The organism is Actinomycetes bacterium, from assembly GCA_036000965.1.
In the GTDB taxonomy this organism is placed as follows: Bacteria; Actinomycetota; CALGFH01; order CALGFH01; family CALGFH01; genus DASYUT01.
Map to the genome: position 1 here is coordinate 1 of DASYUT010000335.1, position 24,167 is coordinate 24,167.

General features: G+C 75.7%; 22 protein-coding genes and 1 tRNA gene. All 23 read right to left on the reverse strand.

Annotated elements, in window-relative coordinates; translation table 11 throughout:
- Positions 1-2 precede the first annotated feature (2 nt).
- Positions 3-86: transfer RNA gene (locus VG276_30200), tRNA-Leu, on the reverse strand.
- A 58-nt stretch (positions 87-144) separates the two neighbouring features.
- Entirely contained in the window at positions 145-1,812 is a 1,668-nt protein-coding gene (locus VG276_30205; protein ID HEV8653557.1) for a peptide ABC transporter substrate-binding protein, read from the reverse strand.
- A 105-nt stretch (positions 1,813-1,917) separates the two neighbouring features.
- Positions 1,918-2,151 carry a preprotein translocase subunit SecG gene (secG, locus tag VG276_30210; protein ID HEV8653558.1) on the reverse strand — a complete coding sequence of 78 codons (234 nt, stop codon included), beginning with the start codon at positions 2,149-2,151 and terminating at the stop codon, positions 1,918-1,920.
- Between the two features lie 233 nt (positions 2,152-2,384).
- Entirely contained in the window at positions 2,385-3,167 is a 783-nt protein-coding gene (gene tpiA, locus VG276_30215) for a triose-phosphate isomerase (protein HEV8653559.1), read from the reverse strand.
- Positions 3,168-3,178: 11 nt separating this feature from the next.
- Positions 3,179-4,360 (reverse strand): phosphoglycerate kinase, encoded by a 1,182-nt coding sequence (locus VG276_30220; GenBank protein HEV8653560.1) that lies wholly within the window; start codon positions 4,358-4,360, stop codon positions 3,179-3,181.
- A 73-nt stretch (positions 4,361-4,433) separates the two neighbouring features.
- Positions 4,434-5,435, reverse strand: coding sequence for a type I glyceraldehyde-3-phosphate dehydrogenase (gene gap / locus VG276_30225; protein ID HEV8653561.1), 1,002 nt, complete (start codon positions 5,433-5,435; stop codon positions 4,434-4,436).
- A 158-nt stretch (positions 5,436-5,593) separates the two neighbouring features.
- On the reverse strand, positions 5,594-6,586 hold the full coding sequence (gene whiA / locus VG276_30230) for a DNA-binding protein WhiA (GenBank protein ID HEV8653562.1): 993 nt from the start codon (positions 6,584-6,586) through the stop codon (positions 5,594-5,596).
- A gap of 3 nt (positions 6,587-6,589) precedes the next feature.
- Positions 6,590-7,483, reverse strand: coding sequence for a uridine diphosphate-N-acetylglucosamine-binding protein YvcK (gene yvcK, locus VG276_30235; protein ID HEV8653563.1), 894 nt, complete (start codon positions 7,481-7,483; stop codon positions 6,590-6,592).
- 148 nt (positions 7,484-7,631) lie between these two features.
- A complete protein-coding gene (rapZ, locus tag VG276_30240; protein HEV8653564.1) occupies positions 7,632-8,534 on the reverse strand; it encodes an RNase adapter RapZ in 903 nt (300 codons plus the stop codon).
- Positions 8,531-10,675, reverse strand: coding sequence for an excinuclease ABC subunit UvrC (gene uvrC, locus VG276_30245; GenBank protein ID HEV8653565.1), 2,145 nt, complete (start codon positions 10,673-10,675; stop codon positions 8,531-8,533). The genes rapZ and uvrC overlap by 4 nt, the downstream gene beginning before the upstream one ends.
- 279 nt (positions 10,676-10,954) lie before the next feature.
- The gene (gene cobT / locus VG276_30250; GenBank protein HEV8653566.1) at positions 10,955-12,010 is read right to left on the reverse strand and encodes a nicotinate-nucleotide--dimethylbenzimidazole phosphoribosyltransferase; all 1,056 of its coding nucleotides are present in this window, start codon (positions 12,008-12,010) and stop codon (positions 10,955-10,957) included.
- Between the two features lie 92 nt (positions 12,011-12,102).
- Positions 12,103-13,677 carry a bifunctional adenosylcobinamide kinase/adenosylcobinamide-phosphate guanylyltransferase gene (locus tag VG276_30255; GenBank protein HEV8653567.1) on the reverse strand — a complete coding sequence of 525 codons (1,575 nt, stop codon included), beginning with the start codon at positions 13,675-13,677 and terminating at the stop codon, positions 12,103-12,105.
- On the reverse strand, positions 13,652-14,491 hold the full coding sequence (locus VG276_30260; GenBank protein ID HEV8653568.1) for a sirohydrochlorin chelatase: 840 nt from the start codon (positions 14,489-14,491) through the stop codon (positions 13,652-13,654). Before VG276_30260 ends, VG276_30255 begins: the two co-directional genes overlap by 26 nt.
- 73 nt (positions 14,492-14,564) lie before the next feature.
- Positions 14,565-15,197 (reverse strand): precorrin-8X methylmutase, encoded by a 633-nt coding sequence (locus VG276_30265; protein HEV8653569.1) that lies wholly within the window; start codon positions 15,195-15,197, stop codon positions 14,565-14,567.
- A gap of 43 nt (positions 15,198-15,240) precedes the next feature.
- On the reverse strand, positions 15,241-15,417 hold the full coding sequence (locus VG276_30270) for a 4Fe-4S binding protein (GenBank protein HEV8653570.1): 177 nt from the start codon (positions 15,415-15,417) through the stop codon (positions 15,241-15,243).
- Between the two features lie 46 nt (positions 15,418-15,463).
- Complete coding sequence (gene cobJ / locus VG276_30275; protein HEV8653571.1) at positions 15,464-17,269, reverse strand: precorrin-3B C(17)-methyltransferase; 1,806 nt, start codon at positions 17,267-17,269, stop codon at positions 15,464-15,466.
- Positions 17,266-18,471, reverse strand: coding sequence for a precorrin-6y C5,15-methyltransferase (decarboxylating) subunit CbiE (gene cbiE / locus VG276_30280; GenBank protein HEV8653572.1), 1,206 nt, complete (start codon positions 18,469-18,471; stop codon positions 17,266-17,268). The genes cobJ and cbiE overlap by 4 nt, the downstream gene beginning before the upstream one ends.
- 61 nt (positions 18,472-18,532) lie before the next feature.
- Positions 18,533-19,651: a cobalt-precorrin-5B (C(1))-methyltransferase gene (locus tag VG276_30285; protein ID HEV8653573.1), complete on the reverse strand. Its 1,119-nt coding sequence runs from the start codon at positions 19,649-19,651 to the stop codon at positions 18,533-18,535.
- A 77-nt stretch (positions 19,652-19,728) separates the two neighbouring features.
- Positions 19,729-20,583, reverse strand: a complete 855-nt coding sequence (gene cobM, locus VG276_30290) for a precorrin-4 C(11)-methyltransferase (GenBank protein ID HEV8653574.1) — start codon at positions 20,581-20,583, stop codon at positions 19,729-19,731.
- Positions 20,580-21,335: a precorrin-2 C(20)-methyltransferase gene (gene cobI, locus VG276_30295; protein HEV8653575.1), complete on the reverse strand. Its 756-nt coding sequence runs from the start codon at positions 21,333-21,335 to the stop codon at positions 20,580-20,582. Before cobI ends, cobM begins: the two co-directional genes overlap by 4 nt.
- Positions 21,332-22,858: a cobyrinate a,c-diamide synthase gene (locus VG276_30300; GenBank protein ID HEV8653576.1), complete on the reverse strand. Its 1,527-nt coding sequence runs from the start codon at positions 22,856-22,858 to the stop codon at positions 21,332-21,334. Before VG276_30300 ends, cobI begins: the two co-directional genes overlap by 4 nt.
- Positions 22,852-23,424, reverse strand: a complete 573-nt coding sequence (gene cobO / locus VG276_30305) for a cob(I)yrinic acid a,c-diamide adenosyltransferase (protein ID HEV8653577.1) — start codon at positions 23,422-23,424, stop codon at positions 22,852-22,854. Before cobO ends, VG276_30300 begins: the two co-directional genes overlap by 7 nt.
- A gap of 80 nt (positions 23,425-23,504) precedes the next feature.
- A partial coding sequence (locus tag VG276_30310; protein HEV8653578.1) for a VWA domain-containing protein occupies positions 23,505-24,167 on the reverse strand: 663 nt, incomplete at its 5' end.

Consider the following 24,167-nt stretch of genomic DNA (forward strand, 5'->3'; position numbering starts at 1 on the left):
GGTGTCGGAGGGGGGACTTGAACCCCCACGTCCTTGCGGACACTAGGCCCTCAACCTAGCGCGTCTGCCTATTCCGCCACTCCGACGTGGGCGCCGTGCTCGGGCGCTGCGGGATTGTAGCAGAGCACCAGGGTCCGATCCGACCTAGTTGGCGAGGCTGACCTCGGCCAGGTCGACCAGGCCCTGAGGGGCGTAGTCGAAGCCGCGAAGGCCGGGGGCGAGCACGACGGCGTGGCGGTAGGTGAGCACCGGCGCGACCGGGAGCTGGGCCAGGACGGCGTCCTCGGCCTGCTGGTAGAGCTTGGTGCGGGCATGCGCGTCCGCGGTGGACCGGGCCTGGGCGAGCAGGCGGGCGGTGGCCGGGTCGTCGTAGCCGGTCAGGTTGCCGGGACCCGCACGGGCGAACTGGGGGAACAGGAACGAGTCCATGCGCGGGTAGTCGGCGGACCAGCCCAGGGTGAAGGCCTGCACCCCGGGCCGGCGGAGGGCGGCGAGGTAGCCGGCGGGCGGGACCGGGTCGAGCTTGACGGTCACGCCGGCGGCGCCGAGGTCGGCGGCGACGAGCCGGGCGGCCCGGCGTTCGACCGGGTCGTCGGGGATGGTGAGGGTGACCCGCGGGTTGCCGGCGCCTACCTGGTCCATGATGGCCCGGGCGTCCCCCTGGCTGTACCGGCACGCCGCGCAGACCGGCTGGCCGGCGCCTGGCACGCCGTCGGGCACGATCGCGGCGGAGGCGGCCCGCGCGCCGGCGAAGGCGGCGGCGATCCGCTCGCGGTCCAGGGCGAGCGAGAACGCCTGCCGCCGGCGGGGGTCGTTGAACGGCCTGGCGCGCACGTTGAACCCGACCGACCAGGTCGTGAGCGCGGGCCCGAGCAGCAGCCCGGGCTGGGTGTGGCCGTCGGGCGAGCGGCCGTACACCGACGCGGCCGCGGCGAGCTGGTCGAGCGGCACGGGCGCGAACGACACCAGCCCGTCCTGGAACTCGAGCCATGCGGTCTGCTGGTCGGGCACGGCGTCGACCCGGACCTTGTCGAGGTAGGCGACCCGGCCGGCGTACGCGGGGTTGCGGACCAGCTCGAGCGGCCGCCCGGCCGTCCACGGCCCGGCCAGGGTGAACGGGCCGTTGCCGACCGGGCGGGCCGCGTACCCGGCCGGGTCGCGGGCGACGAGCGCCCTGGGCACGGGCGACAGCCGGGGGTTGGCGACGACCGCGGGGAAGTCGGCGAACGGCTCGTCGAGGTCGACGACGAGGGTGGCGGGGTCGGGGGCGGCGACCCCGGCGAGGTCGCGGGCCTGGCCGGCGGCCAGGGCCCGGTACCCTTTCACCGGGGCGAGGAGCGCGCCGAGGGTGGCGGGGACGCCGGTGCGCCGGCCGACCAGCCGCTCCCAGGCGAACTTGAAGTCGGCGGCTTGCACCGGGGTGCCGTCGGAGAACCTGGACCCCTGGCGGAGCTTGAACGTCCAGCGCCGCTGGGCCTGGTCGCTGGTCCAGGAGCCGGCGACCGCGGCCTGTACGGCGCCCCGCCCGTCGACGGCGGTGAGCCCGTCGAACAGGTTGGCGGCGAGGAGCTGCTCCTCGGGCTGACCGGCCCGGGCCGGGTCCAGGGAGTCGGGTGCGAGCAGCGCGATCGCCAGGGTGCCGCCCTGCCGGGGTGGCGGGCCGGTCGGCCCGGGCGGCGACCCGCTACCAGGCCCTGGCGCTCCCCCGGGCCGGTCGCCGGTGCAGGCGGCCAGCACCAGCGCGACCACCTGCACCAGCACGACGACCAGCAACGCCGAACCGACCGGGAGCCGGCGCGGCGGGTGGCGCATCGCGCCGGGTTCGGTGCCCGGGCGGCCCCACGAACAACGCCCCGGGAGCGGATGGCGCGGGTGGCGCATCGGCGGGACCCCGGGGCCGGGCGCGGCGGGCGGCGCCTACTTCGGGGCCAGCAGGAGGGCAAGGAACACGCTGGTCAGGCCGAACAGCGTGGCCGCGCCGACCGTGAGCCGGTCGAGGTTGCGCTCGACCACGGTGGAGCCACCGAGGGAGGTGCCCATGCCGCCGCCGAACATGTCCGACAGCCCGCCGCCTCGACCGGCGTGGAGCAGGATGAACAAGCAGAGGGTGACGGACGCGATGACGTGCAGGACGACCAGGAGCGGGATCATCGGGTGATTCCTTCGGAGGAGAGAAGAATGGGCCTCGACCGGCTTGGTTATCACCGACGGGCCATCGGCGCAAGCCTACCACGGCACCCCGGACACTCGCGGGCGACGCACTCCGGGCCTCGATCGGGGTCATGGGCCCGGAGGCGGCGGACGGCACCCGGACACTTTGGGGGCGATGCACTCCCGCCCTGAACCAAAGGCCGGGACACTCCCGCCCGAACCGTGTGGCGCGGTCAGCGGGCGCGGCGGGCGGCGCCCTTGACGATCTGGGCGAACTCGTCGGCGTCGAGGCTGGCCCCGCCGACCAGCGCGCCGTCCACGTCAGGCTGGGCCATCAGCTCCTCGATGTTGGACGACTTGACGCTGCCGCCGTACTGGATCCGGACGGTGCCGGCCGCGGTGTTGCCGGCCAGCTCGGCGATGGTGCCGCGGACGAGCGCGATGGTCTCCTGGGCGTCGTCGGCGGTGGCCGCCCGCCCGGTGCCGATCGCCCAGACCGGCTCGTAGGCGACCACCAGCCCGCCGACCTGCTCGGGGGGGAGCCCGGCCAGGGAGCCGCGCACCTGCCCGCCGACGACCTCGCCGGTCTGGCCCGCCTCGCGCTGCTCGAGCGACTCGCCCACGCAGACGATCGGCTGCATGCCGGCGGCCAGCACCGCCTTGGCCTTGCGGTTGACCAGCTCGTCGTCCTCGGCGAAGTACTGGCGGCGCTCGGAGTGGCCGACGATCACGTACGAGCAGCCGAGCTTGGCCAGCATCGGCGCCGACACCTCGCCGGTGTAGGGGCCCGACGGCTCGTAGTGGCAGTTCTGGGCGCCGTACCCGAGCGGCAGCTTGTCCCCGTCGATCAGGGTCTGCACGCTGCGCAGGGCGACGAAGGCGGGGCAGAGGACGACCTCGACCGCCTCGGTGTCCTCCTTGTCGAGCGCCCACGCCGTCTTCTGGGTGAGCTGGATCGCCTCCAGGTGGTTCTTGTTCATCTTCCAGTTGCCGGCGATCACAGGTCGGCGGGCCATGGCATGGCTCCTCACGCGGTCGGGATGACGGCGACGCCGGGCAGGGTCTTGCCCTCGAGCATCTCGAGGCTCGCCCCGCCGCCGGTGGACAGGTGGTCGACCTTGTCGGCCAGGCCGAACTTGGCCAGGGCAGCGGCCGAGTCGCCCCCGCCGACGACGGTGAACCCGTCGCAGGCGGCCACCGCCTCGGCGACCGCCTTCGTGCCGGCCGCGAACGGCTCCCATTCGAACACGCCCATGGGCCCGTTCCAGAACACGGTCCTGCCCTCGCGTACCGCGGCGGCGAAGGCGCGGGCGGTCTCCGGCCCGATGTCCAGGCCGCGCCAGCCCTTCTCGATCTCCCCGGCGGGGACCGTGCGGTGGCTGGCGTCCTCCCTGAAGTCGTCGGCCGCGACAACGTCGGTCGGGAGCAGCACGCGCTTGCCTTCCCGCTCGGCCCGGGCCAGCAGCTCCCGGCACGAGTCGACCTGGTCGGGCTCGAACAGCGAGTCGCCCACCTCGCCGCCCTGGGCGGCGATGAACGTGAAGCACATGCCGCCGCCGATCACCAGGGCGTCGACCCGGCCGAGGAGGTTGTCGAGCACGGCGAGCTTGTCGGAGACCTTGCTGCCGCCGAGCACGGCCACGAACGGCCTGTCCGGCCCCTCGAGGAGCCTGGACAGCACCTCGACCTCCTTGTTGAGCAGGAACCCGGCGTAGGCGGGCAGGCGCTCGGCGACCCCGACGACCGACGCGTGGGCGCGGTGGGCGGCTCCGAACGCGTCGTTGACGTACAGCTCGCCGAGCGCGGCGAGCCGGTCGGCGAAGGCGGGGTCAGCGGCCTCCTCCCCCGGCTCGAAGCGCAGGTTCTCAAGCAGCAGCACCTGCCCCTCGACGAGGTCGTGGGCGGCCCGGCGGGCCTCGTCCCCGACGACGTCGTCGACGAAGGCGACCTCGCGGCCGAGGTGGTGGGCCAGCACGGGCACGACCGGCGCGAGCGAGTACCTGTCGTCCCACTTGCCCTTGGGCCGGCCCAGATGGGAGCAGGAGATGACCTTGGCGTCGTGGTCCACGAGCCACTTCAGGGTGGGAACGGCGGCGCGCACCCGCAGGTCGTCGGTGACCTTGCCGTCGTCGAGGGGGACGTTGAAGTCGTTTCGGACCAGGACCCGCTTGCCTCGGACGTCGGCTTGGTCGACGGTGCGGAGCTCCACGCTTCCTCCTGGAACACGGGGCGCCCCGGCACGGGGCCGGGGCGCCGAGCTGCGGTCAGGGCCGCTCGGGACACTAGAGCCGGCTGCCGATCAGCCGGGCGAGGTCGACGAGGCGGTTGGAGTAGCCCCACTCGTTGTCGTACCAGCCGAACACCTTCGCCATGTTGCCGTTGGCCATGGTGGCCAGGCTGTCGAAGATGCAGGAGGCGGCGTCGCCGATGATGTCGGAGGAGACGATCGGGTCCTCGGTGTAGCGGATGATCCCGGCCATCCCGCCCTCGGCCGCCTTGCGGAAGGCGTCGTTGACTTCCTCCCTGGTGGTCTCGCGGCTGAGCACGACCGACAGGTCGGTGAGGGAGCCGTCCTCGACCGGCACCCGGATCGCGATCCCGTCGAGCCTGCCCTTGAGCTCCGGGATCGCGAGGCTGGTCGCCTTGGCCGCGCCGGTGGTGGTCGGGATCACGTTGCGGGCCGCCGAGCGGGCCCGGCGCAGGTCCTTGTGCGGGAAGTCCAGGATGACCTGGTCGTTGGTGTACGCGTGGATGGTCGTCATGTAGCCCTTCTCGATCCCGAAGGAGTCGAGCAGGACCTTGGCCATCGGCACCACCGAGTTGGTCGTGCACGAGGCGTTGGAGATGATGTCGTGGGCCTGGGGGTCGTACTTGTGGTGGTTGACCCCCATGACGATGGTGATGTCCTCGCCCTTGGCGGGCGCTGAGATGATGACCTTCTTCGCTCCCGCCTTCAGGTGCAGCGCGGCCGAGTCGCGGTCGGTGAAGCGCCCGGTCGACTCGATCACGATGTCGACCCCGAGGTCGCCCCAGCGCAGGTTGGCCGGGTCCCGCTCGGCGAACGCCTTGATCTGCCTGCCGTCGACCGAGATGGAGGTCTCGTCGTAGGTCACCTCGGCGTCGAGGCGCCCGAAGGTCGAGTCGTACTTGAGCAGGTGGGCAAGGGTCTTGTTGTCGGTCAGGTCGTTGACCGCGACGATCTGGACGTCCTGATCATGCCTGGCCGCGCGGAAGAAGTTGCGGCCGATCCGGCCGAAGCCGTTCACGCCCACGCGAATCGTCATCGTGCGTCCTCCCGGTGTCGGTCGAACCCGCACCTCGGCACGGGAACGGGGCGGCTACGCAGTCATTCTTCCCCACCGGCCGGGCGCCACGCCAGCGATCGGCGTTTCGGCGGATTTCGTCGAACCGGCCCTAAGGGGTCCCCGCCTGACTACGGCCGCTACCCCCGCGGCTCTGGGTCCTTCCCGGCCAGCGCCTCCAGGCGGCGCAGCCGGGCGAGGACCGCGCCCTTGGAGCGGGGCGGGTCGAGCAGGGCGCCGAGCTCGCTCAGGGTCGCGTGCGGGTGGGCGAGGCGTAGGGCGGCGACCACGGCCAGCTCCCCGGGCAGGGCCTCCCAGCCGAGCCGGGCCACGACCTCCTCCACCGCGGCGGCCTGGGCCATGGCAGCGGCCACGCTGCGGCGGAGGTTGGCCTGGTCGGCGTTGGCGAGCCGCACCGCCTCGCCGCGCACCTCCCGCCGGATGCGGCCGTCCTCCCAGGTCAGGTAGGCATCGCGGGCGCCCATGGTGACCAGGGCCCGCCCGATCGCCTCGCCGCCCTTGACCACGACCCGGTGCGCCTCGTCCACGCCCGCGCCGGGCCCGGGCCGGGCCCTGGCCCCGGCCCGGGCGGGCAGGCCGAGCCGGGTGAGCACGGCTGCCAGGTCGTGGGCGGCCCGCTCCTCGGGGGCGCCCACCTCCAGGTGCGGCTGCCTGGTCGGCGCGGTGATCGAGCCGCGGCCGAGGAAGGCGCCCCGGGCGAAGCAGGCGGCCGCCTCCCGGCCGCGGACGAGGGCGCCGGGCATGCCGTAGGCGAGCCGGCCCTGGCCGTCGAGGATGCCCACGTGTGCCAGGACCCGCTCGACCCGCTCGTCGAGCACGACCTCGTAGCGGGCGCGGGGGGCGAGGGCGCCGCGGCCGCGCACCCGGAGGTCGGGCCGCACCTCGTACCCGGCGTGCAGCAGCCAGAACGCAAGCCGGGCCACCCCGCCCGACTCGGTGGCCAGGACCAGGGTGAGCCGGGGGCCGACGGTGCCGCCGATGTGGAGGGTGGCGGCGAAGCGGAGCAGCGCGGCGAGCAGGGCCCGGCGTTCGGCGGGCGCCGCCGGGCGGAGGGCGGCCAGCTCCTCCTTGACCCGGACGGTGAACTGGATCCCGGCGAACCTGCGGGCCATCGGCTACCCCAGGCTCTTGAGGGCGGCGGCCAGGCGCTCCGGGTCGTGCCGGCCCGGCGCGTCCTCGGCGGCCACGTCGGCGTGGACGACCTGCGAACCGAGGGCGGCGAAGGCGCGGCACTCCCGCTCGGCCCGTTCCGGGTCGTCGGGGCGCTGGCAGACGACCCGGGGCACGCGCAGGCCGGGGCAGTGGTCGAGGAGGGCGGCCACGTGGGCCTCGGGAGGGAAGCCGATCGTCTCGGCCGGCTGCGGCTCCAGGTTGCAGATGTACACCACCCGGTCGGCGGTGTCGGCGAGCGCCCGCCCGATCTCGGGCACCAGCAGGTTGGGCACCACCGAGGTGTAGGTCGAGCCGGGGCCGAGCAGGATCAGGTCGGCCGTGCGCACCGCGTCGACCGCGTCGGGCAGCGCGGCGGGCGCGCGGGGCTCGAGCCACACCGACTCGACCCGGCCCCGGGTTGTGGTGATCGCCACCTGCGAGTAGACCAGGCGGCCGTCGACCCGCCCGCGCAGCCGCACCGGCACCAGCGTCGAGGGCAGGACCCGGCCCCGCACCCCGAGCCAGCGCGACGCGGTGGCCAGCGCCTCGAGGAAGCCCCCCTCGAGCTCGGTGAGCGCGGCCAGCGCGAGGTTGCCGAGGTTGTGGCCGGCCAGGTCACCGACCCGGAACCGGTAGGCGAACAGCCCGCGCACCTCGGCGTCCGGGTCGGAGAGGGCGAGCATGGCCATGCGCAGGTCCCCGGGCGGGAGCACGCCGAGGTCGCGGCGGAGCCGGCCCGACGACCCGCCGTCGTCGGCCACGGTCACCAGTGCGGTCGGCTCGACGCCCTGCAGGCGCAGGGCGGTGAGGGTGACCGACAGCCCGTGGCCACCACCGAGCGCGACCACCCGCCTCATCGGCGCGCCCTCCTCCTGCACAGGGCTCGAGGTACGCCCGCCCTCCTGCCACGAAGGGCTGCTCGAGGTACGACCGGCGTGCTCCCACGAAGGGCTCCCGGTACGCCCGCCGTGCTCGTGCGCGCGGGCTCCTGGCCGGCGCGCAGCGTCATTCGCGCTCCATGTCGCGGTGGGTGACGTGGATCTTGAAGCCCTGGTGGGCGAGCCAGGCGCTCAGCTCCTCGGCGAGCACCACGCTGCGGTGGCGGCCCCCGGTGCAGCCGACCGCGATGGTCAGGTACTGCTTGCCCTCGCGGACGTAGCCGGGCAGGGCGACCTCGAGGAGCGACTGCAGGCGGTCCAGGAACACCTTGGTCTCGGCCTGGGCCAGGACGTAGTCGCGCACCTCCGGGTGCTGGCCGACCTTGGGGCGCAGCTCGGGCACCCAGTGCGGGTTGGGCAGGAAGCGGACGTCGACCACCATGTCGGCGTCCAGGGGCAGGCCGTACTTGAAGCCGAAGGAGGAGACGGTCACGAGCATGCCGGCCTCCTCGTCGGCGAACGCGGCCAGCACCTTGTCCCGCAGCTCGTGCACGTTGAGGTCGCTGGTGTCGATCACCAGGTCGGCGGAGGCCCGCAGGTCGCGGAGCAGGGTGCGCTCGCGCGCGATCGACTCGACCACCCGCTCCCCCGCGACCGGGTGGCGCCGCCTGGTGTGCTCGAAGCGGCGCACCAGCACCTCGTCGGACGCCTCCAGGAACAGCACGCGCAGGCTGATGCTCTTGGTGCGGAGCAGGTCGAGGGCGCGGCACAGCTCGGACACGTCGGAGCCGAAGGCGCCGCCGCGGGCGTCCACCACGAGCGCGACCCGGGAGTTGTCGCGCCCGACCACGGCCAGCTCGGCGACCCGGCCGATCAGCGACGGGGGCAGGTTGTCGATCACGAAGTAGCCGAGGTCTTCGAGCACCTTGGCCGCCTCGGACCGGCCGGCGCCCGACAGCCCGGTGATCACCACGAACTCGACCGACGCGGCCGGCCTGGGCCGGTCCTCGATGCGCAGCTGCTGGGTCATGAGGGAGCCCCCGCTCCGGACGGTGAGGTGACGTCCTCGTCGGCGTCCTCGCCCAGGCTGGTCGGGGGGTCGGGCACCGAGGCGGGCCGCTCGGTGCCCGGGGTGGCCGAGGCGGGCCGCTCGGTGCCCGGGGCGGCCGGGCCGGCGGCGGCGCCCGGGGCGGCCGGGCCGGGGGCGGCGCCGCCGTGGAGGTGGCGCCAGACGGCCCGGGCGAGCTGGGGGCCGAGCCCGGGGACCTGCTCGAGCTCCTCGACGCTGGCCTGGGCGACCTTGCGGGCCGAGCCGAAGTGGCGGACGAGCTGCTTGCGCCTGGACTCCCCCACCCCGGGGATGCCGTCGAGCACGCTGCGGGTCATCGACTTCCCGCGCAGGTTGCGGTGATAGGCGATGGCGAACCGATGCGCCTCGTCGCGCACCCGCTGCAGCAGGTACAGCGCCTCGCTGGTGCGCGGGATGACCACCGGGTCGGGCGAGCCGGGCAGGTAGACCTCCTCCATCCGCTTGGCCAGCGACACCACGGCCAGGTCGGGCCGGCCGGCCGCCTCGACCGCGTCCAGCGCGGCCGAGAGCTGGGGCCTCCCGCCGTCGACCACGATGAGGTTGGGCGGGTAGGCGAACTTGCGCCGGGCCGGGACACCCCCGTCCGCCGGGGCACCCCCTTCGGGTTCCCCGGACCCCTCCGCCTCTCCGGCCGGGGCACCCCCGTGGAGGTTCCCGGACCCCTCCGGCCCTTCGGGGGGCTCGGCACGCTCGGCCGCCAGGCGGGCCAGCCGCCTGGTGAGCACCTCGTGGAGCGAGGCGACGTCGTCCTGGCCCTCGACCGACTTGAGCTCGAAGCGGCGGTACTCGGACTTGCGGGGCAGGCCGTCCTCGAACACCACCATGGAGCCGACCACCTGGTTGCCCTGGAGGTTGGAGATGTCGTAGCACTCGATCCGGAGCGGCGCCGTGGGCAGGTCGAGCTGCTCCTGCAGCTCCTTCAGGCCGCGGGAGCGCGCGTCGAAGTCGGACGCGCGCTTGAGCTTGTGACTCGCGAACGCGTCGCGGGCGTTCTGGGCGACCGTCTCGAGCAGGGCGCGCTTCTCGCCCCGCTGGGGCACCCGCAGGTCGACCGGGCCGCCCCGCGCCTCCGAGAGCCAGGCGCGCAGGGGGTCGGCGCCCTCGGGCAGCACGGGCAGGAACACCTCGCGGGGCACCTCGTCGGCCCGGTCGCCGTAGAGCTGCTGCACGAAGGTGGCGGCCAGCGCCGGCGTGTCGAGCGCCTCGACCTTGTCGACCACGAACCCACGGCGGCCCACCACCCGGCCCCGGCGGACGAAGAAGACCTGCACGGCCGCTTCCAGGTCGTCCTCGGCGAAGGCGGCGATGTCGAAGTCCTCGGGCCGCGACGAGACCATCTGCTGGCGCTCCAGGGCCGTGCGCACGCTGGCGAGCTGGTCGCGCAGGCGCGCGGCGGCCTCGAAGTTGAGCGCCTCGGCGGCGGCCCGCATGTCGGCCTCGATCCGCTGCAGGGTCGGCCGGGTATGGCCGTCCATGAACGCGATGAACTCCTCCACGATGGAGCGATGCTCCTCGGGGGTGACGTGGCCGACGCAGGGCCCGGAGCACTTGCCGATGTCGTAGAGGATGCAGGGCCGGCCCAGGCGCCGGTGCCGCTCGAACACGCCCTGGGAGCAGGTGCGCATGGGGAACGTGCGGAGCAGGAGGTCGAGGGTCTCCCGGATCGCGTAGGCGTGGGTGTAGGGGCCGAAGTACCGGGTGCCCTTCCGCTTGGTCCCTCGTTCCACCCGCGGCCTGGGGATCTCCTCGCTCACCGTCACCGCGAGCCACGGATAGGACTTGTCGTCCCGGTAGCGGACGTTGTAGCGGGGCCGGTGCTGCTTGATCAGGTTGTACTCGAGCTGGAGGGCCTCGACCTCGTTGCCGACCACCATCCACTCCAGGGTGGCCGAGGCCTCCACCATCGCCGCCGTGCGCGGGTGCAGGTTGTACCTGGCCTGGAAGTAGCTGGGCGTGCGCTTGCGCAGGGAGATGGCCTTGCCGACGTAGATGACCCGCCCGTCGGCATCACGGAACAGGTAGACGCCCGGACGGTCGGGGATCGACTCCGGCTTCGGCCGCGGAGAGGTCGGAACGCTCATACCCTCGATTCTAGTCGGGCCGGACCACACCTCCGCTCCTAGCGGGGTTGGTTTTCGCTGTGGTGTCCAGAATGCAACCGGTTATCGGTCTCTAGGAGCCACTGAGCAAGCCCGTTCCTGCCCTTGCCACAAGGCCGTTCTTGCCCTTGCCGGGTTGCAAACGTGGTAAACGATCTCGGAGACGGACCACCAGAGAGTCTGGAAACCTGCCGCCGCGAGGGGTGTGCAAGCCTGCCGCCGCGACCGTCCGGGTGAACCTCGACGAGCTGTGGCGCCGCGCTACGCCAGCTCGGCGATTGCCGCCATGTCGTTGAGCAGGCGGGCGGCGGCGGTGACGATGGGGACGGCGAGCAGGCCGCCGGTGCCCTCACCGAGGCGCAGCTCGAGGTCGAGGAGCGGCACCAGGCCGAGGTGGTCGAGCGCGACCGTGGCGCCCGGCTCGGTGGACAGGTGGCCGGCGACCAGGTAGCCGAGCGCGTCCGGGCAGAGCGCGGTGGCCACGAGCGCCGCGGCCGCCGTGTTCACGCCGTCGAGCACGACCGGGACCCGGTCGCACGCGCCGGAGAGGATCACGCCGGCGAGCGCGGCGTGCTCGAGCCCGCCGAGCGCGGCCAGCGTGCCGAGTGGGTCGGCCCGGTCCGGGCTGTGGCGAGCGACGGCGCCGACGACGATCGTGGTCTTGTGCGCGAGCATCGCGGCGTCAGCCCCCGCGCCGGGGCCGGTCACCAGGGCCGGGTCGGCGCCGGTGAACGCGGCGACCAGGCACGCCCCAGCGGTGGTGTTGGCGATGCCCATGTCGCCGGTGACCAGCAGGTCGACGCCGCTGCCGACCAGCTCCTCGGCCAGGCCCGCGCCAGCCAGCACGGCCGCAGCCGCCTCCTCCCGGGTCATCGCGGGCCCTTGGGACAGGTCGGCGGTGCCGTCGCGGACGCGGGCCCGGCGCAGCCGCGGGTGCCTGACCGGGTCCCCGGCCAGCCCGACGTCGAGCACGGCCACGCGAGCGCCCACGGTCGCGGCGATCGCGTTGACCGCGGCCCGGCCCTGGCAGAACACCTCCACCATGGCCGAGGTGATCTCCTGCGGCCAGGGCGTCACCCCTTGGGCGTGGACGCCGTGGTCGGCCGCGGCCACGACCACCGCCGGTGCCGCGGGCACCGGCGGCGGGCAGCGGCCGGCGATGGCCGCGAGCTGCACGCCGAGCTGCTCCACCGCGCCCAGGCTCCCCGGTGGCTTGACCAGCCCGTCGTGGCGACGCCGGGCCTCGTCGGCCCACTGGCCCTCGACGGGCTCGACCGCGCCGGCCAGCGCGGCCACCTCCTGCTCTCTCCCGCTCAACCTCCCAGCACCTCCTGCTCTCTCCCGGTCAACCTCCCAGCACCTCCTGCTCTCTTCCGCTCAACCTCCCAGCACCTCCTGCACTCTTCCGCTCAACCTCCCAGCACCTCCTCGAGTGTCTTGACCAGCAGCCTGTTGGCCTCCTCGTCGCGGACCGCGACCCGGAGATGGTCGGGACCGAGGCCGGGGAACGTCGGCGGGCGCACCGCGACGCCCCGTTCGAGCAGCCCCGCGTGCACTGCCGGCCCGTCTGGCACGCCGACCAGCAGGAAGTTCGCGGCGCCGTGGTGGACGGTCACCCCGGGCAGCGCGCGCAGCCCGGCCGCGAGCGCCTCGCGGGCCGCGGCGACTTCGCGCGCGACCTGGCGGCGGTGGCGCTCGTCACCGGCGCAGACCTCGACCGCGGCCAGCGCCAGCGTGCTGGTGGCCCACGGCGGGCGGGCGGCCGCGCAGCGGGCGACCAGGCCGGCCGGTCCGAGCAGGTAGCCCGCGCGCACCCCTGCGAGCCCCCACAGCTTGGTCACGCTGCGCACGACCACGAGCCCGGGCAGGTCCCTGCGGCCGGCCAGGGACCACGAAGGCTCGTCCTCGACGAAGTCCATGAACGCCTCGTCGACCACGGTGACGCGCCCGGGACGGCAGAGCGCAGCGACCCGCTCAGCGTCGTCCAGCGTGCCCGTCGGGTTGTTCGGGTTGCCGACGACCACCACGTCGGCCCGGTCGTCCACGGCCGTGGGGTCCAGGCGCCAGCCTTGGGCAGCCGCGCGGAAGGCATAGGTCACCGGCACCCCGGCGGCGCGCAGGGCGGTCTCGGGCTCGCTGAAGCCGGGATGGACCATGCAGGCCAGCCGCGCCCCGACCACCCGCGCGAGCACGTGGAACGCGTCGGTCGCTCCCGCCGTGACCAGCACCTCACCAGCCGGCCGGCGGTGGCGGCCGGCGACGGCGGCGCGGCCTGCGGCGTCGTCGGGGTAGCCGGCGGCGAGGTCCAGGGCCCGGTCGAGCGCCTGGCGGACGTGGGCGGGCGTGGGGCCGCGGACGTTGGCCGCGAAGTCCAGCGCCCCCTCGGGCACGAGCCGGTCGCCGTGCACCCCGGGCGCGTACCCGCCCGCCGCCTCCGCCGGGGTCGGGGGCGACACGGTCAGCGGATGGCCGGCCACGACCAGCAGCGTGCGCGCGGCAACGGCGGCCAGGCGCTGCTTGGCCTCGCCGAGCAGGTCCAGCCAGCGCCGGGTGGCCGCACCAGCGGGGACCACGCCGAGGCCGGCCTCCTCGGCGACGACCACGACCGGGCCCCCGTGGTGAGCCGCTGCGGCGGCGGCGAGCGCGTCCACCTCGGCGAGCAGCACGCCAGGCTCAGCGTCCAGGCGTGCCGCGAGCCACAGGCCGAGCGCATCGACCAGCACGGCGCTGCCGGGCGGGGCGGCGCGCACCGCAGCGGCCGGGTCCTGGGTCTCGACCGTGCGCCAGCCCGGCGGGCGCCGGGCCCGGTGCGCGGCGATGCGCTCGGCCATCTCGGCGTCGCCTGCGCTGCCCGTGGCCACGTACACGACCGGGCTCCGCACCCCGTCGGCACCGGCCACCAGCGACTCGGCCACCGCGCTCTTGCCCGAGCGGGTGCCGCCGAGCACGAGGATCAGCTCAGCCATGGTGGTGGTGCTGATCATGGTGGTGCTGGTGGGTGGGCGCGTGGGCGAGGCGGTAGGCGCAGGTGTCGCAGCTGCGCGGGACCGCGCCCCGGACCGCTTCGCGGTAGCGCTCGAGCACCAGCTCGGCCACCCGGTCGTCGGGGCCGAGGTAGCGGGTGACCTGGACGGCGACGTCGGGGTGGGCTGAGGCGAACCCGGCGGCCTGGGCGTGGATGCGTCGCTCCAGCACGCCGGTGAAGAGGAAGTACGGCACCACCGCGATGCGCCGGTGCCCGAGCCGCCGGCAGCGCTCCAGGCCCTCGGGGACCCGTGGGCCGGTGATCCCCACGAAGCAGGCCTCCACGGTCGGCCATTCCCGCCCCTCCCACAGCAGCCGGGCGACCTTGAGGATGTCGGCGTTGGCGTCGGGGTCCGACGAGCCCCGCCCGACCAGCAGCACCGCGGTCTCGCCACGCAGGTCGGCCGGGACGGTCGCGTCCAGCCGCTCGACGACCACGGCGAGCAGGTCCGGGTGGATGCCGAGCTCCCGCCCGTAGCGGAGCCGGACCTCCGGGAACGCCCGGCGCGCCTCGGCCACGACCGCGGGGATGTCGGCCTTGGCGTGGCCCGCGCCGACCAGCACCAGCGGGACGACGACGACGTCGCGGTGCCCGGCGGCGACGAGGTCGCCGACCGCGACCGACAGCGGCGGCGGGGCCAGCTCGAGGAACCCGGTGCCGACCGCGAGCCCCGGCTCGAGCGCGCGCACCCGGTCGGCGAGCGCGAAGTACTCGGCGATCCCGGCCTGGCTGACGCTGCCATGCCCGGCCAGGAGCAGCGCGGGCTCCCCCATCACCGGTCCTCCCAGAAGCGCGGCGCGTTCAGCCTGGACGTCCACGCCCGGCTCGCCGAAGACTTCGGCACCATCACCGGTCCTCCCAGTAGCGCAGCGCGTTCAGCGCGGCAGCGGCCACGGCGGCGCCACCCTTGGGCCCGCGGTTGGAGGCGGCGGGCAGGCCGCTGGCCCGCAGGGCCTGCTTGGCCTCGACCGCCCCGACGAACCCGACCGGCAGCCCGATGACCAGCGCCGGGTCCGCGTCCAGGCCGAGCAGCGCCTGCAGCGCGGTGGGGGCGCACCCGATCGCGTACACCGCGCCGGGACCGGCCTGCCTGGCCGCGGCGCGGATGCCGGCGGCGCTGCGGGTCTCGCCCGCGCCCGCCGCCGCTTGGTCGTGCCCGCTGACGCCGGTGACACGCCTGGGCTCGCTCGACTGGACCGCGGGCGCGTGGTCGAGCCCACAGACGGTCGCCAGCCCGCTGATGCCCGCGGCGACCATGCGGGTGTCGACCACCACCGGCGCGCCCGCGCGCAGCGCCGCGAGCCCCGCACGCAGCGCCGCCTCGTCGAGCACGAGGTCGCCGGCGTAGTCGAGGTCGGCACTGGCGTGGATGACCCGCTCGGTGACCGCCCGGGACAGCGGCGGCAGCCCGGACAGGTCGACCGCGGCCCGCAGCCGCCGGTAGGACTCCAGCTCGACCGGGTGGACCATTCGCATCAGGCGGGCACCTCCACGCACGCGTCGACCGGGTGGGCGATCCGCATCAGGCGGGCACCTCCACGCAGGCGTCGACCGGGCAGACCTCGGCGCACTCCGCGCAGCCGGTGCAGCTGGACAGGACGACCAGCCCGTCACGGGTGGCGCGGATCGCCCGCTCCGGGCAGGTGCGCAGGCACAGCCCGCAGCCGACGCAGTCAGCGGTCACCGTGAACCGGTTCACCGGTGGCCCCCTCCGGTCACGATGCGCCCGGCGATCCAGCAGCGGTTCACCGGTAGCCCCTCGGGGTCACCATGCGCCCGGCGATCCAGCGGGTCTGCGAGCTGCCGACCACGACCAGGCTGTGCATGCCGGCCTCGCCCGGGTCCAGGGCGGCCAGCGTGGTGCGCACGACCCGCTCGCCCGTTCGGGTGGCGTCGCTCACCACCGCCACCGGCGTGCCGGGGCTGCGGTGCTCGAGCAGCAGCAGGCGCGCCTCCGCGAGCTGCCAGTCGCGCTGCCGGCTGCGCGGGTTGTAGAAGCCGATCACGAGGTCGCCCTCGGCGGCCGCCTTGATCCGGCGGCGGATGACCTCCCACGGGGTGAGCAGGTCCGACAGCGAGATCGCGCAGTGGTCGTGGCCCAGCGGCGAGCCCAGGACGGCCGCGGCGGCGCTGGCCGCGGTCACGCCCGGGACCACCTCCACGTCGAGGTCGTCGCCGCAGCGCTCCAGGGCCGGCGAGGCCATCGCGTACACGCCGACGTCGCCGCCCGACACCAGCGCAACGCGCCGTCCCTGGCGGGCCAGGCCGACCGCACGCTCGGCCCGGCGGACCTCGTCGCCGAGCTCGTAGCGCTCGCACCGCGTGCCGCGCCGGAGCAGCGGCCTGGCCTGGTCGACGTAGGGGCCGTACCCGACGACCACCTCGGCCCGGGCGAGCGCCTGGCGGGCCTGGTCGGTGACTGCCGCTGGCCCGCCCGGGCCGAGGCTGACCAGCAGCAGCATGCCCCGAGGGGCCCGGCGCGCGACCGCGACCGTGGCCATCGCGCTCTTGCGCTTGGGGACCACGAGCTCGCCGCCGAGGTGGAGGGCGGCGGCCTCGGCCACGCTGGGCGTGCCGACCGCGGCGGCCACCACCGGGCTCGGGTTGGGCACCGCGACCGCCGCGAGCCGCCCGGCCGGCAGCGGCACCAGCGGCACCCCGAGGCGTTCGGCGGCCTCGACCAGCCCCGGCTCGCCGGCCTTGGCGTCCACGGTGGCCAGGCAGTGGACCGACCCGTGGGCCAGGCCGGCTTCGTCCAGGACCCTGTCGATCAGCGCGCCGACCTCGGCGGCGGCCACGCCACGGCTGGCCCCGACGCCCAGGACCAGCGAGGGGGGGCGGAGCACGACGGCGGGGCGGGGCGGGTCGACGCGCCGGTCGGTGACCCACAGCAGTGGCGCGACGGGCTCGGCCACCTCGACGACGGTGCCGGGCAGCGGGCCGAGCGGCCAGCGGGGCCGGTTGCACAGGTGCACGGCGTCGCCGGAGACGAGCGCGCCACCGACCGCGGCCAGGTCGGCGGCCTCGGGGTCGACGGGCAGGCCGAGGTCGGTCAGCCCGGCCAGGCCGTGCGCCTCGGACGCGGTGGTCACCACCGGCGTGGCCCCGAGGTGGGCGGCGATGCGCTCGGCGAGCGCGTTGGCGCCGCGCTCGTGCCCGCCGAGCAGGGGCAGGGCGAACCGGCCGGCGTCGTCCACGCAGACCACGCCCGGGTCGGCCTGCTTGCCGGCCAGCAGCGGCGCGACCAGCCGCACCGCCGCACCCGCGGCCATGACCAGCACGAGCTGGTCGGCCTCGGCCCAGGCCGCGGCGACCGCCGCGCGGGCCGGGCCGTGGCCGAGCCGGCCGCGCCGCTGCCCGGCACCGTCGTCGAGGTGGCCGAGCCCGTCGCGCCACTGCTGTGGGTCACCGACCGGCGCGTCGACCCGCCCCGCCCCGCCGTCGTGCTCGCCGAGCTTGCCGTCGTGCTCGACGAGCTTGCCGTCGAGGTGGGCGGCGAGGTCGGCGGCGAGCCGCCGGCCCGCCCTGGTGGCGGCGACCACGCAGATCATGGGCAGCGCCTCCCGCACAGCAGGAAGACCGGGTTGGCAGCGGCGAGCCGGGTGCCGGCGCCGAGCGGGGCAAGGCGCGCGGCCGCGAGCTGGACGCCCTCGACCTCGAGGCCGGCGGCGGCGAGCAGCTCGCGGACCGGGCCGACCCGCTCCACGGTGGCGAGCGCCACGACCACGGCGCGGCCGGCCCGCCCGGCCGCCGCCCGCACGACGTCGCCGAGCTGCGTCCCGCCGCCGCCGACGAACACCGCGTCCGGGTCGGGCAGCCCCTCCAGGACCGCAGGGGCCCGCCCCTCCACGACCTCCACCGGCACCCGGTGGCGGCCGGCGTTGGCGCGCACCCGCTCGCACTGGGCGGGGTCGGCGTCGACCGCCACCACCGCGGCGCCGAGCCTGGCCGCCTCGACCGCCACGGCGCCGCTGCCCGCGCCGACGTCCCAGACCAGGTCGCCGGGCCCTGGTCCGAGCCAGGCGAGCGCGACCGCCCGCACCTCGCTCTTGGTGATCATCCCGTCGCGGTGGAGGAACCCCTCCTCGGGCAGCGCCCACCGGTCGGGGGTGAGGCGGGGCGGCCACTGCCGGCCCCTGTCCCCGACCGGGTGGGCGTCGTCGAGGCAGAGCACGACGTTGGGATCGGTGAAGGTCTGCCCGGCGATCACCTCCGGCGCCGCGGCGGTGACCCGCTCGTCCGGGCCCACGTCCTCGACGACCACCAGGGTACGGCCGGCGCCGGGCAGTGCCCGGGCGAGCGCGGCAGGCCCGAAGCCCGGACTGGTGAGCACCGCGACCTTCGGGTAGCGGCGGCAGAGGTTGACCGCGGCGGCCGGGTCGCGCCCGTGCGCCGAGGCGACCACCGCGTCGTCCCAGTGCAGCCCGGCCCTGGCGAACGCCGAGGAGACGCTGGACACCCCCGGGATCACCCGCAGGGCGCCCGGGCCGAGCCGGCCGGCGAGGGCGCGGACGATCCCGAAGAACCCGGGGTCCCCGGAGGCGAGCACGACCGCCGGGCCGGGGTCGCCGGCGAGCGCGTCCAGGGCCGGGCCGAGCGCGCCGGCCAGCTCGACCTCCCGCCGCCGGGCGGGCAGCAGGCCGGCGACGGCGTCGAGGTGCCGCCGCCCGCCGGCCACCAGCTCGGCCTGGGCCAGCGCGGCCACGGCCCGCTCGCCGAGCGGCTGCTCGCCCAGGCCCACCACGGTGATCACAGAGCCCACCCCACCGGTTCGAGGGTTGTGGTCACAGAGCCCGCCGGTTCGAGGGTTGTGGTCACGGGGCCCGCCCCACCGGTTCGAGGGTGTCGAAGTCGACCATGACCACCTCGGCGCGGAGCCTGCCCTCGGCGAAGCGCTCCAGGTTGCCGGCCACCCGGGCGCAGAGCAGGGCCGGCGCACGGTCCACGCGGTGCTCCCGCCACAGCTCGTAGGCGTGGCGGGCGGTGTTGGCCCCGCGGACCGCCGCGACGGCCTCCGGGGGGGCGCCCGCCTCGGCGGTCACCTCCGCGAGCGCGTCGAGGTCCACCTTCGACCGGGTCCAGTGGGTCATCATGACCCCGGCGGCGAGCTTGGCCAGCTTGCCTGCCATGCCAACGAACACGCAGCGGCGCAGCCCGTCGGCGACCGCCTGGCGGAGCGCGGCGCCGGTGAAGTCGCCCACCTCGACGAAGCAGCACTCGGGCAGGTCGGGCAGCAGGCGCATGGCGGCCCGCTCGGTGCGCCCGCCGGTCGAGAGCACCACCACGTCGAGCCCCTGGGCGGCGACCACGTCGACCGCCTGCACCACCGACGCCTGCCACGACGCGGTCGAGAACGGCCGCACGATGCCGGTGGTGCCGAGGATCGAGATGCCGCCGACGATCCCCAGGCGCGGGTTGGTGGTCTTGCGGGCCATGCGCTCGCCGCCGGGCACGGAGATCTCGCAGACGACCCCGGCCGTGTCGAGGTCGAGCACCTCACCGATGGCGCGGCTGATCTGCTCCCGGGGGACTGGGTTGATCGCCGGCCCGCCGACCTCGAGGCCGAGGCCGGGCTTGGTGACCGTGCCGACGCCCTTGCCGGCGCGCCAGGTCACGCCGGGCTGGCCGGCGGGCTGCAGCCGCACGGTGAGGTGGGCGCCGTGGGTCACGTCCGGGTCGTCGCCGGCGTCCTTCACCACGACCGCCTCGGCCCAGCCGTCGCCTGCCTCGGCCCGCTCGACCGGGAAGCGCACGCGCTGGCCGCCCGGCAGGGCCACCTCGACCTCGGCGGGCGCCTGGTAGCCGGCGAGCAGCACGGCCGCGGCCTTGGCGGCCGCGGCCGAGCAGGTGCCGGTGGTCCAGCCGCTGCGCAGCGGCCCGGTGCGGACCTTCGCCGTGCGGGGAAGGTCAGGCTCGCGCAGGTCGGAGCTCATGGCGAGGGAAGGTCAGGCTCGCGCGGGTCGGAGCTCATGGTGAGCGGGTCGGAGCTCATGGGTGAGCGGGTCGGGATTCATGGGTGAGCGGCTCGGAATTCATGGGCAAAGGTGGGGTCGTACAGGTGGCTGCGGGTGCCCTCGGCGGCGAGCGCGGGGCCGACCAGGATCAGCGTGTGCTTGTGCAGCCTGGCCTCGCGCAGGGTGCGGGCGAGCTCGTCGAGGCGGCACCACGCGAGCAGCTCCTCCGGCCAGGTCACCCGGTAGGCGACCAGGCACGGGGTGTCGGGCGGGTAGCCGCCGGCCAGCAGCTCTTCCTGGAGCCTCCGGCCGCGCTTGGCCGACAGGAACAGCGCCATGGTGGTGCCGTGCCGGGCGAGCTCGCGCACCTCCTCGCCGGGCGGCATCGGCGTGGCCGTCGGCAGGCGGGTGATGATGACCGACTGCCCGACCTCCGGGACGGTGAGCTCGCGGCCGGCGACGGCGGCCGCCGCGGCCAGCGACGACACGCCGGGCACGATCTCCCAGCCGAGCCCGAGGCGGTCGCAGTAGGCGATCTGCTCGCCGATCGCGCCGTAGAGCGACGGGTCGCCCGAGTGGACCCGGGCGACCTGCAGGCCGTTGGCCGCGGCGCGGTCGTAGACCGCGCAGACCTCCTCGAGGGTCATGTGCGAGGAGTCGAGCCGCTCACCCCCGGCTCCGGCCACCACCTCGGGCTGCACCAGGCTCGCGGCCCAGACCACCACGTCGGCCGCGGCGATCACGCGCGCGCCGCGCAGCGTGAGCAGGTCGGCCGCGCCCGGCCCGGCGCCGACGAACCACACCTTCCCCAGAGCCCCGGGCGAGTATCGGCGTCGCGTTCCAGCAGGCTGAGCTGGCACGGAGCCGGACGCCCGCGCGCCGTGGGTGCTCGACCGGGGCTCTGGGGTCATGCCGGCCTCCATGCGATCACCGTGGACAGGTAGGGCGCCGGCCCGTCGGGCAGCGGGCCGAGCTGCTCGCCCTCAAGCCCGAGGCGGGCGCCGAACACCGCCTGGTCCAGGCGCCCGGCGTCGGCGAGCACCTTGCGGAGCTGGGGCAGGAGGCGCCCGCCCTTGTAGGTCACGACCGTGTCGAACGTGTCGAGGGCCGCTGCCAGCCGCTCGGGGCCGGCGGTGAACGGCAGCAGGGCCAGGGTCTGGTCGCCTTCGGCGAGCACCGTGCCAGCGCGGGCCGCGAGGTCCTGCAGCGCGGTGATGCCGGGCACCGTGTCGACGGCGGCCGGCAGCGGCAGGCGGCGCGCGAGGTAGGTGAAGGTCGAGTAGAGGTTCGGGTCGCCGATGGTGGCGAACGCCACCCAGGCGCCGCCCTCGACGGCGCGGGCGACCGCCCGCGCCGCAGCGGCCCAGCTCGCCTCGCGCCCGGACGGGTCGTCGCCGAGGACGAACTCCAGCCGCTGCACGGCACGGTCGACGTGGGCCTTGACGATCTGCTCGGCGTAGCCGGGCTCGCCGCCCGCCGAGACCGGCACGAACACCGCGTCGGCCTCGCGCAGCACCCGCACGGCCTTGACCGTGACCAGCTCCGGGTCGCCCGGCCCGACCCCGACCCCGGTAAGCCGCCCGGGCCTGACTCCTGGTACGCCCGCCGGGGGGTGGCGCCCCTCCCGCTCGCGCGAGGCTCCGGGTGCGGCCGCCGGGGTCATGCCGCCACCTCCAGGAATCTGCGGGCCACCTGCGGTGTGGCCGCCCAGTGGGTGTGCAGGTAGCTCGCGTGGACGCGGCCGGCCACGAACCCCTCGGGCCGGCCGAGCTGCCAGGCGGGCGCCGGGCCGGCGCCGGGGGTGACCGCGGAGTAGTGGAACTCGTGGCCGCGGGCCCGCTCCCCGCGGGCCCAGAGCGCGGAGCCGGTGGCCGCCTCGGCCTCGCGGTAGCCGAGGACCAGGCGGTCGGTCATGGCCGCGCCGGCGGGGAGGACGCCGCACATCGGCAGGCCGTCGAGCTCCCGGCACAGGTAGAGCAGGCCGCCGCACTCGGCCAGCACGGGCCCGCCGAACCCGGCGACCGCGCGCCGCAGGGGCGCGTTGGCCGACAGCGCCTCGGCGTACGCCTCGGGGAACCCGCCGCCCAGGTACAGCGCCTGGGTGCCCTCGGGCAGGGCCTCGTCGCGGGTCGGGTCCAGCGGCAGCAGCTCGGCCCCGGCGGCGGCCAGCAGCTCCAGGTTCTCGGTGTAGACGAAGCTGAACGCCGGCCCGCCCGCGACCGCGACCCGGTGGGCCCGGCCCCCGGGCCCGGCCGGGCCCGGGGAGCCCCGCAGGGGCGGTCCTGCAGCGGCGGGCGCCCCGGCGGCGGGCCTCCCGGCGGCGGGCGCCCCGGCGGCGGTGGGCCTCCCGGCGGCGGCAGGAGTCCCGGTGGCGGTGCGCCTCCCCGTGGCGGCGGGCGCCCCGGTGGCGGCGGGCCTCCGGGTCGCGGCGGGCGCCCTGGTGCGATCGAGTTCCGGGGGCGCCCAGGGCAGGGCGGGCACCGCCGGGGCCGAGCGGGCCAGCGCGAGCACCGCCTCGAGGTCGAGCGCGGCGGCGACCCGGACGCCCAGGCCCCTGACCGCCTCGCGGGCGTCGCCGGGGCGCTCGGCCACCGGGACCAGGCCGAGATGCCGGGAGGGCGTGCGCAGCGCGTCGCTGCGCGGCAGCGTGCCGAGCAGCGGCACGCCGAGCGGCTCCAGGGCCTCGTGCAGGAGCTGGGTGTGCCTCGGGGAGCCGACCCGGTTGCAGACGACCCCGGCGACGCGCAGGCCCGGGTCGAAGGTCGCGTAGCCGTGGACCATGGCGGCGACCGAGCGGGCCATGGCGCCGGCGTCGACCACCAGCAGCACGGGGGCGTCGAGCAGCTTCGCGACCTGGGCGGTGCTGGCCAGCTCGCCGCGCCCCGAGGCGCCGTCGAACAGCCCCATCACGCCCTCGACGACCGCGACGTCGGCGCCGGCCACGCCGTGGGCGAACAGCGGCGCGACCAGGTCGGGGCCGGACAGGAAGGCGTCGAGGTTGCGGGCGGGGCGACCGGTGGCCAGCGCGTGGTAGGAGGGGTCGATGAAGTCGGGGCCGACCTTGAACGCCGCCACCGCCAGGCCGCGGGCGGCCAGGGCGGCCATCAGCCCGGTGGCGACCGTGGTCTTGCCGACGCCCGACGACGTCCCGGCCACCACGACCCTCGGCACCGACCCGGTCACCACTCGATCCCCTTCTGGCCGCGCCGGCCGGTGTCGAACGGGTGCTTGACCTTGACGACCTCGCTCACCAGGTCGGCCGCCTCGACCAGCTCCCGGGGCGCGTCGCGTCCGGTGACGACCACGTGCTGGAAGCCGGGCCGGCTGGTGAGCACGTCGACCACCTCATGGGTGTCGACCCAGCCGAACGACATCGGGTAGGTGAACTCGTCGAGCAGCAGGAAGCGGTAGGTCTCGTCGGCGATCCTGCGCTTGACCTCGGCCCAGCCCTCGCGGGCGAGGCCAGCGGACCCCTCCAGGTCCCGGGAAGTCCAGGTCCAGCCGTCGCCCATCTTGAACCAGTCGATGCGCCCGCCCCTGCCCGACTCCGACAGCGCCGTGGCGGCGGCGTGCTCGCCCACCCGCCACTTGCCGGACTTGACGAACTGGTACACCCCGATGGGCCAGCCCTGCGCCCAGGCTCGCAGCAGCAGGCCGAACGCGGCCGTGGACTTGCCCTTGCCGTACCCGGTGTTGACCACCAGCAGCGGGTGCTCGCGGGGGCTCCTCCGGCGGGGCTGCTCGTCGTTCATGGGTGCACCTTCCTGTTCACGCGCCATGTTCATGGGCACACCCTCTTCCTCACGCGCCATCCCGGATGCGCCCGCCGTGCTCATGCGGCGCTCCCCGTGATCGTGCGGACCACGCCGGCCAGGGAGTTGGCCTGGAGGTCCTCGAGGCGCAGGCAGGGCGCCTGGAGGGCGCGGGCGATGCCCGCGGCCAGGCCGAGCCGGGCGGGGCCGTGCTCGGTGTCGACCACGACGCCCTCGACCGCCCGGTGCGCGAGCCCCCGGGCGGCCGCGAGCGGGTCCGGGCCGGTGGTGTTGCGCCCGTCGGTGAGCAGTACGAGCAGCGGCCGGCGGCGGGGGTCCCGGACCCGCTCGGCGGCCAGGACCTCGGCCGCCTTCTCGAGCCCCGAGGCGATCGGGGTGCGCCCGCCCGTGGGCAGGTCGTCGAGCAGCCGGACCGCCCGCTCGACCGACGCGGTCGGCGGGAGCGCGACCTGCGCCCCGCCGCCGCGGAAGGTGACCAGCCCGATGCGGTCGCGGCGCTGGTAGGCGTCGAGCAGGAGGCTGGCGACCGCGCCCTTCACCGCGGTCATGCGGCGCCGCGCGGCCATCGACCCGCTCGCGTCGACCACGAACAGCACCAGGTTGCCCTCGCGGCCCTCGCGGACCTTCTCCCGGAGGTCCTGGGCGCGCGGGCGCGTGCCGGCGCCGCGCGCGGCCGCCGCGCGGATCGTTGCGGCCAGCGCGACGTCGCGCACCCGGTCCCG